This is a genomic window from Elusimicrobiota bacterium (assembly GCA_016180815.1).
Lineage (GTDB): Bacteria > Elusimicrobiota > Elusimicrobia > JACQPE01 > JACQPE01 > JACPAN01.
Window position 1 is genome coordinate 140,680 of sequence record JACPAN010000015.1, and the last position, 15,010, is coordinate 155,689.

The 15,010-nt window shown below is 57.4% G+C and carries 12 protein-coding genes; 5 read left to right on the forward strand and 7 right to left on the reverse strand.

The window, feature by feature from the left end:
* Positions 1 to 95 precede the first annotated feature (95 nt).
* Entirely contained in the window at positions 96 to 701 is a 606-nt protein-coding gene (locus HYT79_08540; GenBank protein MBI2070635.1) for a thymidine kinase, read from the reverse strand.
* Positions 702 to 852: 151 nt separating this feature from the next.
* Between HYT79_08540 and HYT79_08545 the strand changes: the two genes are divergently transcribed.
* Genes HYT79_08545 through HYT79_08560 form a run of 4 tightly spaced genes read left to right on the forward strand, consistent with a single transcriptional unit; the run spans position 853 to position 5,729 of the window.
* Positions 853 to 2,130: a Glu/Leu/Phe/Val dehydrogenase gene (locus HYT79_08545; protein ID MBI2070636.1), complete on the forward strand. Its 1,278-nt coding sequence runs from the start codon at positions 853 to 855 to the stop codon at positions 2,128 to 2,130.
* A gap of 51 nt (positions 2,131 to 2,181) precedes the next feature.
* Entirely contained in the window at positions 2,182 to 3,168 is a 987-nt protein-coding gene (locus HYT79_08550; protein MBI2070637.1) for a D-glycerate dehydrogenase, read from the forward strand.
* A 6-nt stretch (positions 3,169 to 3,174) separates the two neighbouring features.
* Positions 3,175 to 4,236: a hypothetical protein gene (locus HYT79_08555; GenBank protein ID MBI2070638.1), complete on the forward strand. Its 1,062-nt coding sequence runs from the start codon at positions 3,175 to 3,177 to the stop codon at positions 4,234 to 4,236.
* Positions 4,176 to 5,729: a hypothetical protein gene (locus HYT79_08560; protein ID MBI2070639.1), complete on the forward strand. Its 1,554-nt coding sequence runs from the start codon at positions 4,176 to 4,178 to the stop codon at positions 5,727 to 5,729. The genes HYT79_08555 and HYT79_08560 overlap by 61 nt, the downstream gene beginning before the upstream one ends.
* On the opposite strand, the gene HYT79_08565 is transcribed toward HYT79_08560, so the two are convergent.
* Genes HYT79_08565 through rnhB form a run of 4 tightly spaced genes read right to left on the reverse strand, consistent with a single transcriptional unit; the run spans position 5,668 to position 8,230 of the window.
* Positions 5,668 to 6,306 (reverse strand): lysoplasmalogenase, encoded by a 639-nt coding sequence (locus HYT79_08565; protein MBI2070640.1) that lies wholly within the window; start codon positions 6,304 to 6,306, stop codon positions 5,668 to 5,670. The genes HYT79_08560 and HYT79_08565 overlap by 62 nt on opposite strands.
* A complete protein-coding gene (locus HYT79_08570; protein ID MBI2070641.1) occupies positions 6,303 to 7,004 on the reverse strand; it encodes a hypothetical protein in 702 nt (233 codons plus the stop codon). The genes HYT79_08565 and HYT79_08570 overlap by 4 nt, the downstream gene beginning before the upstream one ends.
* Positions 7,005 to 7,032: 28 nt before the next feature.
* A complete protein-coding gene (locus HYT79_08575) occupies positions 7,033 to 7,554 on the reverse strand; it encodes a gamma carbonic anhydrase family protein (GenBank protein MBI2070642.1) in 522 nt (173 codons plus the stop codon).
* Positions 7,544 to 8,230 carry a ribonuclease HII gene (gene rnhB / locus HYT79_08580; protein ID MBI2070643.1) on the reverse strand — a complete coding sequence of 229 codons (687 nt, stop codon included), beginning with the start codon at positions 8,228 to 8,230 and terminating at the stop codon, positions 7,544 to 7,546. The genes HYT79_08575 and rnhB overlap by 11 nt, the downstream gene beginning before the upstream one ends.
* A gap of 40 nt (positions 8,231 to 8,270) precedes the next feature.
* Here rnhB and HYT79_08585 point away from each other — a divergent pair, with 40 nt between their 5' ends.
* Positions 8,271 to 9,185 carry an SDR family oxidoreductase gene (locus HYT79_08585; protein MBI2070644.1) on the forward strand — a complete coding sequence of 305 codons (915 nt, stop codon included), beginning with the start codon at positions 8,271 to 8,273 and terminating at the stop codon, positions 9,183 to 9,185.
* Here HYT79_08585 and HYT79_08590 read toward each other — a convergent pair.
* Entirely contained in the window at positions 9,167 to 12,040 is a 2,874-nt protein-coding gene (locus tag HYT79_08590; GenBank protein MBI2070645.1) for a UvrD-helicase domain-containing protein, read from the reverse strand. The two genes, HYT79_08585 and HYT79_08590, sit on opposite strands and share 19 nt — an antisense overlap.
* On the reverse strand, positions 12,030 to 15,005 hold the full coding sequence (locus HYT79_08595) for a PD-(D/E)XK nuclease family protein (GenBank protein ID MBI2070646.1): 2,976 nt from the start codon (positions 15,003 to 15,005) through the stop codon (positions 12,030 to 12,032). The genes HYT79_08590 and HYT79_08595 overlap by 11 nt, the downstream gene beginning before the upstream one ends.
* Positions 15,006 to 15,010: the final 5 nt, after the last annotated feature.

Here is a 15,010-nt window from a genome sequence, read left to right on the forward strand (position 1 = left end):
CGCTGACGTGCCTTTCAGGCACGCTGCGCTCCTTACGCCTAGCATCCGGTACAAATCTGGGCCTCCAAATTGATCATTAATTCCTTAACAGACCCTTAGCGCGCGCTTTGGACCAGTTCCGGAATACCGGCTTTTACCGGAATTTGATCGGAGGGAGCGACAAAGCAATTGCGGCAGCGGGCTTCGTATTTTTCCGCGGCTCCCACAACAACGCGCCCGTTGCCGCCGCCGTCCAAGCGCTGCGAATAATGCGCCTTGTCGCTGCCGCACACGCTGCAGATAGCCAGGTTTTTGGTGACGACTTCGGCTCGGGCCAACAGTTGAGCGATGACTTCAAAGGGCATGCCCCGGTAATCCGTGTCCAAACCCGCCACAACCACGCGAATGCCCCGTTCCGCCATTAATTCACAGGTGTCGATGAGGCCTATGTCGAAGAATTGGGCTTCATCGATGCCCACGACCTGGGTGTCCGGGGTCAGCCGCTCCAGGATTTGCGACGAGGAGCGGGCCGGGATGCCTTCGAATTCAAAACCGTCATGGCTGACGATTTGATCGTTTTTATACCGGTCATCCAAATGGGATTTGAAGGCTTGGACTTTTTTTCTGGCCAAGACGCACAGGCGCAAGCGCCGGATCAGCTCCGAGGTCTTGCCGGAGAACATGCTGCCGGTCACGACCTCGACGGCGCCTTTTTTGTTCATATTGAGGGGGGTTTCCGCGACATTTCTGGTTCATTCTACCACAGCCCCGGCTTGCGTAAATTGCACGTTGGAACAGCTAAAATATGGGCAAGCCCTGTGGGGGCTTCATGTATCTGGACCATTAACAAAAATCAAGGAGGACCCTGGACTTATGCCCGCAACCCTTGAACAAAAGGACGTTCATTCTTTGACGAATCCCTGGCAGCAGGCTCTTTTTCAGTTGGATCAAGTCGCCAAAAAAATACGGCTCGAGCAATGGATTTACGAGCGTTTGGCGCATTGCAAGCGCGTGCTTATCGTTTCCATTCCGGTCAAGATGGACGACGGCTCGATTAAGACGTTCGAGGGGTACCGTGTGCATCATAATTTGGACCGGGGCCCGGCCAAGGGCGGCATCCGCTACCATCCCGACGTTAGTTTGGACGAGGTCAAGGCCTTGTCCTTTTGGATGACCATGAAATGCGCGGTGATGAATTTGCCGTTCGGCGGGGCCAAGGGCGGCGTGATCTGCGAGCCGAAGAAATTTTCCTTGGGGGAGCTCGAGCGTTTGACGCGGCGCTTCACCAGCGAGATCGGCTTGTTGTTGGGCCCGGACAAGGATATCCCGGCGCCGGACGTGAACACGGACTCGCAAATCATGGCTTGGATTATGGACACCTACTCCATGAACGTAGGCCATACCGCGCCAGGGGTGGTGACGGGCAAGCCTATTGAAATCGGGGGGTCGGAGGGCCGCCGCGAAGCCACGGGCCGCGGCGTGGTCGTGGTGACCATCGAGGCGGCGAAGACGCTGGGCCTCGACATTAAAAAAATGCGCGTGGCCGTGCAGGGTTTCGGCAATGTTGGCACGAACGCGGCGCGCATTTTCCACAATATGGGCGTCAAGGTCGTGGCTGTGTCGGATAAAGACGGCGGCGTTTACGATCCCAATGGTTTGGATATCGAGGATTTGCGCATCCATAAAAAAGACGCCATTTCCGTTGGCACTTACCCCAAAGCCAAAAAAATCAGCAATGCCGAGTTGTTGGCTTGCGATTGCGATGTGTTGGCGCCTTGCGCTTTGGAAGGCGCCATTACCGGGGAAAATGCCGCTCAAATCAAAGCCAAAATCGTGGTTGAGGGCGCCAACGGCCCGACCACGCCGGAGGCGGATCAGATTTTGAAAGCGAAAGGCGTGACCGTGATCCCGGACATTTTGGCCAACGCTGGCGGCGTCACCGTGTCTTATTTTGAGTGGGTCCAGGATATTCAATCGCTGTTCTGGAAAGCGGAAAACGTCAACGCCCGCCTGACGGAAGTGATGAAGCAGGGTTTTGACGAGGTCTACCGGATCGTTAAGCGGGAGAAAGTCGATTTGCGCATGGCCGCCTACATTTTGGCCGTGGAGCGGGTCGCCCAGGCTTTGCGTATCCGGGGCATTTATCCGTAAGCTGAGCGGACCCTGCGCGCCGGCGCCGGCCGGCGTTGATGCGTTGAGCCCATGAAACCCAGGGTTCTGATCACCCAAAAAATATTTCCTGAAATCAAACAACGCCTAAGCCGCTCTTGTTCCGTCAAGGAAATCCCGGTTACGCTGCCCGTTGGATCGAGGCGTTTGACGCGCGAAGGCCGCAACTGCGAGGGGTTGCTGTCGTTTTTGACCGATGGCATTGATGCGGCATTGCTCAAAAAATTGCCGCGGCTTAGAATCATCGCCAATTTCGCGGTGGGCTACAACAATATCGATATCGCCGCTGCGACCGAGTGCGGCATTATGGTGACGAATACCCCCTCCGTGCTCACGGAAGCGACGGCGGATTTGACCTGGGGGTTGATGTTGTCCGTTGTCCGGCATTTGCCTCAGGCGGATCGTTTTATGCGCGAGGGGCGCTTTAAGGGCTGGCAGCCGGATCTTTTTTTGGGGCGGGATTTATCGGGGAAAACATTAGGCATTATCGGTTTGGGCCGCATCGGCCGGGCCGTGGCCCGGCGCGCCTTGGCTTCGGGCATGCGCATCGCGTATACCGCCAGAAAGCGCGACGATGAAGCGGAAATGGAACTGGGCGCCGCAGCCATGAGTTTGGAGGATTTGCTTAAAACCAGCGATGTGGTCACGATTCACGCGCCGTTGAGCCCGTCCACCGGGCATTTAATCGGGCGGCGGGAATTAAATTTGATGAAGCCCGGTTCTTATTTGATTAATACGGCGCGGGGTCCGATTATCGATGAGAAAGCCTTGGTCGCCGTTCTTAAATCTCGGCGTTTGGCCGGCGCCGCATTGGATGTTTATGAAGACGAACCGCGTTTGGCGCCCGGCTTGGCCAAACTGCCCAATGTCGTGTTAAGCCCGCATTTAGGCAGCGCCACCGTTGAGACGAGACTGAAAATGGCCGAGGCTGCGGCCGGTAATTTGTTGGATTTTTTTGCGCGGCGAACTCCGCCAAATTGCGTCAACCCAGAAATTTTAAAAAACCCCGGCAAGTCCTAGCGGTTTATGCTGCTGTTTTCTTGGCTTGTTTTTTGGGCATCGTTTGGTTTTTCCGAAGAATGTCTGAAAGGCGCGATCCACGTTCATTCCTATCGTTCCCATGACAGCAAAGGCTCCTTTAAGGAGATCGGCCAGGCGCTGCGGACGCAGAATTTTGACTTTGTCATTTTAACGGATCATCAGCCGCCGCCCAAAGGCGTACGTCCGCGTTTGAAAATCAAAGGCGTTCCGGTTCTGCCGGTTGAGGAGAATTTGTTGTGGATTGAGGGAGCTGAAGTCACGATCAAGAAAAAACATCAGGTGCTGGTTTTGGGTTCCCCGGCAGGCAAGGTTTTGTGGCTGCGGGGCCATGAAATGGAAGGGTTGCTGGAGGCCAAAGCAGCGGGGGCTTTTTTGTTTTTGGGGCATACCGCCTATTCGCCCAAATTTCCGTACCCGGATATGCTGGACGGCGTCGAGATTTACAATCCGCACATGGATATTTGGCGGGCTTGGAGGCATTGGCCGCGCTGGCTGCATTTGCTTTTGTCCCACAAGGATGATTTGCGCAAACTTTGGTTGAGTTTTTTGAGGCATCATAAAACGGAGATCAAAATTTGGCATCGCCTGGTCGCCGGTCGGCCCTTGGGTATTATGGGCGGCAATGACGCGCATCAAAACGTCCGGGTGATGGGACGGCTCATTGATCCGTACGACGCCTCCTTCGAGTTTTTGGCCACCTATGTTTGGGCCGAGGGCAAAAGCGAAGAGGCGATCTTAAAAGCCTTAGCCGGGGGCAGAAGCTATGTCGGCTTTCCCGTCATCGAGGACGCGCGAGGCTTTCGTTTTGAGATTTCTTCGCGCACGTTGAGCGCGACGCTTCCTCAAGGAGCGGTCGGCAATATCAAGATTTTTAAGGATAATAAGAAGCTGGGCGAAACAACCGGCGAGAGCCTGTCGTGGCCGGTTGAGGCCCCGGGCTTGTACCGCGTCGAAGCCTGGCGTACGGTGCGTAAGAAAAAAAGGCCATGGATTTATTCCAATATCATTCGGGTCAAGGAAAGCGATCTAAGCGCAACGGCGCCCTGACAAGCGCCGTTTTTCTTTTTTTAGCCCTCGTCCTGCAAAACCCCGTATTTGCCGGCTGGCGCGGCGCCGCCGGAAAAGCGGATATTACCCCGGATTTGTCCCGGCCCGTGTATTTGGCCGGTTACGGCGCGCAAGGCCGCCCGGCTCGCGGCGTGCGCGATCCTTTGTACGCGCGCGCCGCGGCTTTAAGCGACGGCAATAAAACCGTTGTTTTGGTCGGCTTGGATTTCATCGGATTCGCCAGGCCGCAGGTGGAGAAAATTCGCTCCGCCTTTCCCGACGCGTATATTCTTGTCGCTTCCGTGCATACGCATTCCGGCCCGGATACATTGGGCTTGTGGGGGCCTGAACCCGGCATTGGCGGCGTTGATCCCGTTTATATAGAGGACACCGTCACCAAGGTCCAGGCGTTGATCGCGGATTTGCTGAAACGCCTTGAGCCCGTGTCGTTGACCGCAGCCGCGCGCAAAGTGCCGGTGGCCGGGCTGGTTCGAGACCTTCGCGATCCTATGGTGATTGACGATGAGATGGGGGTTTTGGTCATGAAAAGCCGTTCCTCCGGCCGCCGGGTGGCGTCGATTGTTTCCTGGTCTTGCCATCCGGAAGTTCTGGGCCGCGATAATTTTGAAATCACCGGCGATTTCGCGTCTTACCTCACCCGCGAATTGGAGTTGCTAACCGGCGGAACCGCGGTTTTTTTCGCGGGCTCCATCGGCGGATTGATGAGCCCGGACGCCCGAGCCCCGACGTTCGGCGAGGCCGAGCGTATCGGCAAGGAACTTGCCCATCACGCGGTTGACGCCGCGGCCGATGCCCAGCCCGTCGGCCAAGACGCGGCGCTGGCCGTTTCTTCAACAACGGTTCTTCTACCCATCGAAAATATTCTTTATCTGGCTTTCCTGGAGAATGTGCGTCAGGGCCGGCCGATTGTGGATGCCCAGGGCCGGCCATGGAAGGACCGTTACTGGAAACATTGGGGGCGGCACATGAGGCTGTTTTTTTCTTGGCTCGACGCGCGTGTTTTCGGGCGTGTTTTTCCTTATCTTGAAACAGAAGCGGCGTTGGTTCGTTTGGGCGGCGCCGCCAGCTTGCTTGCCGTGCCGGGCGAGATTTTTCCGGAGTTGGTTTTAGGTGGTTATGGCGGCGAGTTTAAATTTCATTACCCGCTGACCAAGCCCGATAACCCCAGGCCGCCTGATGTCAACCGCGCGCCCAAGGGGCCTTATCTTAAGGAGAAAATGCCGGGCCGCGTGCGCATGATTATCGGATTAGCCAATGATGAAATCGGTTATATTGTTCCGGAATACGATTTTCGGATCAATGCCATGAGCCCGGCCATGCACCCCAGGCCCAAGGGGCATCATTACGAGGAGACTAATTCTCTGGGCCGCCGCGCGACCCCGCTGCTGCTTCAGGCCATCGAGCGTTTGATCAACCCGACGACGCCGCAAGGGCAATCCCCAATTGACCCGCCCAATAAAGCGAAAGAGTGACCAGTTCGGCGCGCGGGTAATTGTTTTTGAATTTAGCCCAGGCCAAGTTTGCGTCAGACAAATAAAAGAGCAAAGCTCCGGCCGCCCCGCATAAGGCGGCTTGTTTAGGCAGCGGCCCGGGCACAAGACCAAGGGCAAGGGTCACCATGGTGGTGATGGCCGCGGCATAAACAACAACGGGAATTTTTAATCCGCCCAAGCCCGGCCATAAAATCCTGACGAACAGCAAAGCCGTCAATCCCAAGAAAAGCGATCCCGGCATCATGAAGGAAGCCCATCGCGCTTGGCCCAGGAAGGCGACGATATAGCAGAGGTGGGCCAGCAGAAACAGGGAGAGGCCGATTAAAAAAGGCTTATCCTTGTCGCTCAATAAGGCGATATCGCCGCCTAATGAAAAAAGCAAACCGGCGGCGATCATGCCGTTAAAAAATCCTTCAGGCGGGAAACCGGCGACCCCGATCAACGCCAGCGTGGTCAGCGGTTTGGCTAAGGCCAACAGGCCGGGCCGGCGTTTCTCAACGGCATAAAAAGAAGTCAGGGCCGACCCCATAAAAACAGCGAGGCAGAAGATGTTCATGGCCGTGGGGCGCGTTTGATTCCCGTTGGGCAGACGTTCATTAACGGGCAGGATGCGCACAGAGGATTGGTTCTGATGCAATGTTGTTTGGCCAGTTCAACCAACAGGGCGTGGTATTCCTGTAATAAGCGGGCGTCGGCCGGTAATCGTCGTTCGAAAAAAACGCGGATCTCTTCGTAGGTTTTGTTTTTAAAGGGCCATCCGAGGCGTTCCCCGATGCGCCGTGTGTACGCATCCACGACGAAAACCGGGCGGCCCAGGGCATAGAGCATAATGGAATCCGCGGTTTCCGGCCCAATGCCCCATAAAGCCAGCAGCCGGCTGCGCAGCCAATCCATGGGCTTATTTTTTAATGATGTCAGGTCATCGCCGGTTTCTTGGCCGACGAAGCGGGCCAGAATTTTGAGTTTGCGGGTTTTTTGAGTGAAATACCCGCTTGAGCGGATGAGGGCCGCGAGCTCCGCGCCGCGGGCGGCGCGAATTTTTTGAGGGCTGACGAAGTTGCGTCTGTTCATGGCGTCTAAGACTTTTTCGACATTGGACCAGGCCGTATTCTGGGTCAAAATCGCCCCAACCGCGATTTCAAACGCTTGTTTAGGGTTGATGCCGGGGAAGCGTCCGGGATGATATCGGGGGGCCGTCGAGTTGTTCGGCGTCACCGGCCACCAGCCTTGCGGCCCAAAACGTCGCAGCAACATAGTGTAGATTCGGCGGGGGCGGATGGGTTCAGCCAAACAGCGCAACGCTTGTTGTTCGGTGGGCCTTGGCGCGCCGGATGTAATTTTTGGCGCCGTTGCGGATGGCTGTTTTTTCTTTAGGGCCTGTTTTGCGGAGGATTTTTGCCGGGACGCCTAAAATCAGGCTTCGAGGCGCGATGTTCGCGCCGTCTAAAATCAAAGCGCCCGCGCCGATCAGGGACCAGGATCCGATGCGCGCAGCCATGACAATGGCGCCCATGCCCACCAGCACATGGTCCGCGATACGGCTGCCGTGAATCAGCGCCCGGTGCCCGACCGTAATATGTTTGCCCAGGATCGAAGGCGCGCCCGGATCGCAATGAATGACGGTGCCGTCTTGAACATTGGTTCCTTCCCCGATAATAATGCGATCCGTATCCGCCCTCAATACGCAGCCGGGCCAAATCGAGGCGCGGGCTTTGATTTGGACATCGCCGATGATTTCAGCCGAGGGATGAATGAAGGCGCTGGGATGAACGCTGGGTTTTTTGCCGTTGAAGCTACGCAGCACAGAGCGTTTGCTGTTGGGAATCCGAAGCTTGAGATTTTAAATCCGATATTTTTTTCAGGGTGGACCATTTATGTCGGACATGCGGGGCGATGGCTTCCCAGCCGCCGTTGACATTGGCGATGAACGCCCTGGTTTTTGGGTCCGAAGGGTAGCCGCTGCCGAAATCGCCCAGGGTTTGGCGCAGCCGCGCGATTTCCCGGTCCCGGGTCACCTTGGCCACGATTGAGGCGGCCATGCAAGCCACATACGTCGCGTCCGCCTTGTTTTCGAGAATGATATGCGGGCTTGGGGCTTCTTCGGTCCAGCCGACCACGAAGCGTAAATGACACAGCAGCTTGGGGATGCCTTCCGGCGGCACGGGCGCGTCCCAAATCAGGATTTGAGGCTTAAAGCGCTGGGTTAAGTCGCGCACGCCTAAAAGCTCCAGGCGGTTGATATTTTCCCGGTCGATATCTTTGGGCGTAAAGACGACGCTTTGATAAGAGAATCCGTTCATGGCTTCGTAAATGCGTTCCCGCTCACCGGGCGAAAGCTTTTTGGAGTCATCGACGCCCAATGCTTTGAGGCGTTCCAATTCCTCGCGATCCCTTAAAAAGAACCCGGATAAAACCATGGGCCCCATCAGCGAACCCCGTCCTGCTTCATCAACGCCTAGGGTGAATTTTGCCGGCTGCATGGAAGCTGCTTTTTATCAAATTTTTCTTTATGATAAATCCATGCGCGCAGCGATTGTCGGCGCTTCGGGGTTGTTGGGCCGCGCTTTGCTTGACGTTGCCGGGCAGGCAGGTTTAGATTGGGAAATCGCCGCCTTTTCCAGAAAACAGCCCGGGGCAATGCTTCCGGGTGTTGTTTGGAAACCGCTCGATATCGGAGATTGCGATTTGGTCCGCGCCGCCATCACCCGTCAAAATCCCGACGTGGTGATTCATTTGGCCGCTTTAAGAAGCCCGGATGAATGCGAGAAGAATCCCGAAGAAGCTTATCGCGTCAATTATTTAGGAACGAGGAACGTGGCGTTAGCCTGCGACCGTTTTGATACCGAGCTTTGTTTCGTTTCCAGCGATCAGGTCTTTTACGGTTTGGATGCGCGCTGCGTTCACGGCGAGGACGACCCGCCTAAAGCCGCCAATGTTTATGGAGAAACGAAAATTTTAGCCGAACGTTATATCCAGGCTCATTTGCGCCGTTATTTTATTGTGCGCACCGGGAAAATGTTCGGCGGCCCCAACGACACCTTCAGTTTCATTAACAACGCCTTTGCGGCTCTGCGCGCCGGCTCATCCATGCGCTGCGCCGTTGATTGGGCCGCGCATGCGACGCATGCGGCCTTCGTAGCCCAGGCCATCATCAAGCTCTTGAACCGTAAGACGTACGGAATTTATCATGCGGTGAGCCCGGGCGTTCCCAATTATCTTGAAATCGCCCAATATTTGGCGGACACCATCGGCGCTCCCCGGCATTTAGCCGCGCCCTCGACCAGACAGGAATTGAATTTGTCCGCCGGACGCCCCGAGCGCCTGGAGCTTTCGGATCGCCTGTGGCGCCATGATTTCGGCGGCCCGCTGCCGGATTGGAAAGAAGGGATGCGGCTTTTTTTCCGGGAACGCCTGGCTCAGGCACCCAAGCGGTAACGCTTGGCATTGCTGATCGAGATAACCTCAAAAATCATATTTTTGGCGCCGAGGCGTTTTTTAAATCCTTCCAGCGCGTTTAGGTAATGGCGGCCTTGAAGGCGATGCTCTTGGGCGGACGCGGCTTCTGTTTTGTAATCCGCCACAACAATAAGGCCCGGGGCTTCTTCGTAAATCAAATCCACGCGGCCGACAATCAAAGAGTCGCCGGCAGCATAGGCGACGGGCAGCTCGCGCGCGAGAAGCCGCCGGCCTGATATCTCACGCCATAAGTCCGATTGAAGAAATACGCCGAGGGCCGCAAGCGCTTCTTCTTCGGTGCCCTTTGCCCAGTTTTTTTCGTTTTTTTTCAAATCGGACGCGGCTTGGGTGAACAAACGGTTCAGTTCTTGTTGATCAGCCGGGCCCCAAGGCAGGCGTTCCAGAACCGAATGGATCAGTTGTCCAATGAGGCGCGGGTCGCCTTTGCCCGCGCGTTTTCCGGCCGGATGCTCCTGGTCCGATAATTGTTCTTTTTCCGAAGCGTAAAGCAAGGCGGGCCTGATTTGAGCCGGAACGGCTTCAATGGGATCGCTCTGGCCGGCGGCGATCGGAGGGGCCGGCGGCATTTCGGGAGCGGACTGCTCCCGGGCGCTGCAGAGAGGGCAGTCCCACTCTTGAGCCAGGGTTTTGGCTTTGGTTAAAGGGGTTAAAACTGCGCCCACCGACCGGGAGCGCGTTCTATCGGCGGCGGGCGGCTCAAACACAACAAGCATTTCCTCGCTTCTGGTCAGCGCCACATAAAGAATCCGGGCTTCTTCGGCCAATTCTTTTTGGCGCCGGGCTTCTTTGAGTTCTTTAAATAACGCCGGATCCGATCCCAAAAAATTGTCCTTAGCCGCGCTGTTAAACGCGATGGCGGCGCGGCCGGTGGCCGGGTCCCAAAAAAGTTTTTTGCCTTGAACCTTGAGCTTCCAGTCCGCTAAACCCGCCACCACAACGCAGGGAAATTGAAGTCCTTTGGCCTTGTGAATGGTGGCGATGCGTACGGCATCGCCTTCCCAGGAGGCTTCTTTTCTGTCTTCTTCCTCCTCTTCAAGGCGGGGCTCCAGCCGCGAGCGCAGCGTTTTCAGGAAGGCGGCCGAATCGCCGCCGGAACTCCAGGCCAGAACTTCGGCGATTTCCCAAGCGCGGGTTTCCTCCGGTCCCAGGGCGCGCGCTTGGGCCGATAATCCGAAGCATTGCTTTAAGCCGGTGACGATCAGCCCGGGAGCAGCCGTTTCAAAAAGGCGTTCCCTTAAGCCGGCCACGGGACGGACGATGTCTTGTTCGATGTCGGCGTCGCGCCGGCGCGTGTACTGGAAATAGAAACGCGCATTGGAGTCATCGGGGTTGCCGTAAAGCGTCATCAGCCAAAACAAATCCCGCACCGTCAGAGACATGCGCAGCGCGGCCGTTTCCGAACCTTCGAGAACGGCCGGGACGCCCGCTTTTTTGAGCTCGTCAAAATACACCCAGGCATTGCTCATTTTCCTCAGCAGGATCGCAAAATTTTTCCAAGGCCAGACGCGTTCGCGAGCCAGCCCGGCAATGGCGGCGGCCACATGCCGGGCTTCCCGGCGGCGTTCATCATGATTGTCTCCGGACGATTGGGCGGGCATTTGATGCCAATAGATGACGTCCGCGTTGAAGGATTTTTTTCCGGCCGCGCCCATGGGCTCATAGCCTTCCAAGGCGCCGTGAAAAACTTCGTTGACGAAGCGCAGGATGCCCGGGCCGCTTCTTTTATTGCCGGCCAGCGTGTATTCTTTGACATTCATGCGTTCTTTGGCGCCGAAGATCAGTTCCGGCCGCGCGCCCCGGAAAGCGTAAATCGATTGGAACGGGTCGCCGACCATGAATAAGCGGCCTCCGGGCGCTTCCTTAACGCCGGGGGCCATGCCCGCCAGGCGCGCGATGATCCTTAATTGGACCGGGTCCGTGTCTTGAAGTTCATCGAGGAGGATATACCCGATGCCGGCCTGCACATCCGCGATCATATCCGCCGGGCCTTCGTTTAAAAACCGGTCGAGCCAATACAGGATTAAGTCATAGTCAAGATAACCCTCTTCCTTGCTTTGTTCCAGCGCCCGCTTCACTTTGGCGAGCATGTTCGGCCAGGCCTCTTGAAGCGTTCGGGCGAACGCATGATCGGCGCTGAAGCTCAGCGTTTCGCCCGGCCGTCCCCCCAGCCCTTTTTTAGTTTCCTCCAGCGTTTCCAACAGCAAGGCTTCCAGTTGCGCATAAGAGACGCCGCTTAAGGCGGCGGCTTGATGCACGATTTCATCCCCGGAGAGTTCCCCCAGCAATTCTTTAAGGCCGGCCCCGCTGGCGTCAAAGCGCGTCAACAGGCCGCCCAGGGCTTCCAAGGGGTGATTGTCCAGTATTTTTTTGGCGAAGGAATGGATGGTGCCGATTTCCAGTCCTTGGCGCGCGCTGACGTCCAGGAGCTGCCCGGCTTTTTTGTTGAGATGGCTCCAGAACCGTTCGCCTTTGGGAAAATGGCGCTGGGCTTTAAGCCCATGCTCGATTTCTGCCCAGGGGATGCTGCCGTCGAATGACAGGCTGTCCGGGCTCAAAGCCGTGGCCACGGCTTTTAAGAAATGCAGAACGCGGCTTTTAAGCTCCTGAGCCGCTTTCTCCGTGAATGTGATGGCCACCACGCGGCCGGGTCCTTCCTGGCGCAGCAAGGCCACCAGGCATTTGGCGGCCAAGAGCCTGGTTTTGCCCGAACCGGCGCAGGCGCGAACCATGATATTGTTGGAAAAATCCGCCAGGATTTCAGCCAGGGCCCGCGATTCCAAGTCCGGCTCTTGAAAAAGGCTTTTATTCATCATCGTCGTTTTCAAGCGCAAACGAAGCGCTTAAGGGTTGAGTCAGCTCTTCATGGATGCGCCGCGCCGCGGGCACATCTTTTAAGCACAAGGATTGGTGCGGGCAATAAGAGCAACGCTCTGCGAATTTTTCATGCGGCCAAAAGGGAAATAGGACGGTTTCGGCATCCGCCGCGACTCCGGCCTCGAAAAGATTCAGCCACCGGCTCAGCCGCTCGCGTTGCGGCGCCAAGTTTTCTGCGGTTTTCCAGCCGAACACAAGCGGCGCTTTATTGGCGGCGACTTCCCAATAGGCGTTGATCAACAGCACCTGGCCCGAGGACGGGTTTTTTTCCTGGGCGTGGAGCAGGTAAAAAAGAATTTGAAGGCCGTAGCGCGGCCCTTCCGGGGAGCCGGGGGACATGAGTTTTTCAAGCATGCCCAAGGCTTTGGTCCTCGCGCCCGTTGTATCGCCGAACGCGGAGCGCCGTTTGAGCTTGATTTCGACGAACGTGTCTTCCCCCAGCGCCAGGTCCGCCCGGCATTCGAAGCTCATGACGCGGCCGTTGCCGCCGGTCAGCGCCAGGGTTTTTTCGCGCTCCAGCGTTTTCGCGGGCATGGCCGGCGCCAGCTTCGCCCATTCAGCGTTTAATAATTCTAAAAGGGATTCGATCCGGTTCATTTTATAGCGTTCGGCCGGCGCCAATTGACTGCGGTCGATCGCGCCGAACGCGCGGCCCAGCTCTTCATTCCACAGCAGTTTCCAAGGCGCTTTTTTTGGGCCGCCGAAGGCGTTGTAGAGCGTCCGGGCAAAGGCCTCCCCCAAAAAAACGGCCGGAAAAAATTCCGCCCGCGGCGGCGGAGGGAGGCCGGGGAGGCGTTTAATCTGTTTGAAAGCAAAGGCTTGCGGGCAGGAGAGAAAGTCGGATAAGGCCGTGGGGCTTAGGCGTTTGCGTTTCGACAGCCAATCATTCCAGTCGTTTTTATCCAGACGCACGACAGCGGCGGCTGAGGGCTCGGGGATGGTCGCGGTTTGTTGCCGGGCGGAGCCGTTGCCTGGCGCGGTCGGCAATTTTTTCGGCCCCGGTTCGCCGGGCGGGGCCTGGAGATCAAGATAAGGGGAAGGCAGGGCGGGTTTGCCGTCGGTCATCACCTGAGGGTAGGTGATGACGCAGGCCCGCCCGGCCGACGATTGAAGAAGCTTGAAAATCAGCGCGTCTTCCGCGGTTTCCAGAACGGATTCTTTGAGCCGGCGGGCTTTGAAGCGCCGGTCGCGCTTTGTTTCTTTTAAGCCGAAACCGAGTTCATTTAAGCGCCGGCGCAGGATATCGGGGAGAAAGGGGTTGTCGCGGGGGTCCATGGGGTAGGCCCCGTCGACCGCGCCCAAAATAATCACATTGGGCCAGCAGCCGCCCCTGGCCTGGTTGGCGCTTAATAACCAGACCCCGTTGGCTCGCTCCGGCGTGCGCGCGGAATCGAGGATCACGCCGGCCATGGCTTCTTCCATCAGCTCAACGGCAATCGCGCGCGCATTCAAGAGGGTGGCGGGAAACGCCTCAAGAATTTCGCGGAATTTTTCCAAAGCTTGCTTGAGCGCCGGAGCAGCCGGTTTGACCGCTATTTTATCCAGCCACGCAGCCAGCGCCGCGGGCGTCGCCTGGCGGCTGAGATCGGCCCCCTCCCATAATAATTCGAACCATCGGAGCGTCTCTTGGGCGACTTTGCCTTTGAGTGTTTTTGGGCAGTCCGGTTCCCATTCCACGAGTTGTTCAACGGCGCCCGCAGCTGTTTTTTGCGCGATGAGCAGGCTGCGCTGAGCCGGCGATAATGAGAGCAGTCTGGCGAGCGCCGCCGCGGTATGGGGCCGGAGTTCGGGGGCGATACCGTTCATGGGCCGCTCCAGTATGTCGAGCGCGCGGGAAGCGCCGGGCCTTTCCCAGAAACGAAGCGCGGCTTTTAACACCGCGCCCAGGGGTTTTTGAGCCAAGGTCTCGCGCGGATCTTCGGGCGCCACAAAAGGGATTCCTTCTTCCAACAGAATTTTTTCAAGGATCGGAAAATAAGCGGCGGTGTCCCGGTAAATCACGGCGCAGGAGGCCAGCGCATGTCCCTCTTGAACCCAGCCTTTGATCAGCCGGGCCGCGGTTAGCGCTTCCTCTTGGGGCGAAGCGCAGCGGAGAATGTCCGCATGGCCGGCGGCGTCGCGCGGCCGGGTGTTTTCGGCCGCTTTAAATCCCCACCCGATGAACTCGTCAGCCATCGGCTGTGTGAAGGCATCTTGCGGCAGAAAAACGGTCACGGCGCATAAGCCGCCCGCGGCTTTGAGAAAAAGTTTTTGAACGCCCGTGAATTCATAAAAGCCCCAAATGAACAGAGCGCCCGGCGCGTCGCCCCGGCCGCCGGCCGCGTTTTCACTGATGGCCATTGCCGCTTCAAGCATCATTTGCGGTCCGTCGGTCCAGCCGTTCTCGTTGAGCGTTTGGGTGTAGTCATGATAAAGGCCGAACACATCGCGGCCGCGCGCCCCGGCCCTGGGCGGCAGGTTTTCGTAGGGTTCATTCGTCAGCAGCCACTCGGCTTCTTCAGGCGTCACCCCGGCATCCCTTAATTCGCGGACGACGGAATACAAGGCCGCGCAGGTCGGGTAGGGGTCGCGTTTGGGGTAATGAAACGCGGGCCGCTCTTGGATCAGCTTCCAGCAGCAAGCCAGGTAGCGCTTGTCTTCGGTGACATCAGGCGCGTCGCGCTTAAGCCAGCGGAAACTCTCGATGGCCAGTTGATGGATGGTGATGACATCAACGCCGGCCAAATCATTGTCCAACTGCCGCGCCAGCTCTTTTAAAAGCCAATGCCGCGCGATTTGCGAGGGGACAGCCACGACCAAGCGGTCATTCGCTTGAGCTTCGGTCCGGGCCGCGGCGATGGAGCGCGCCAATTGAGCCGACAAGGCGGCCCAGGAACCGTCGAGAATAAGATGGCAAGGTCGCATGAGAA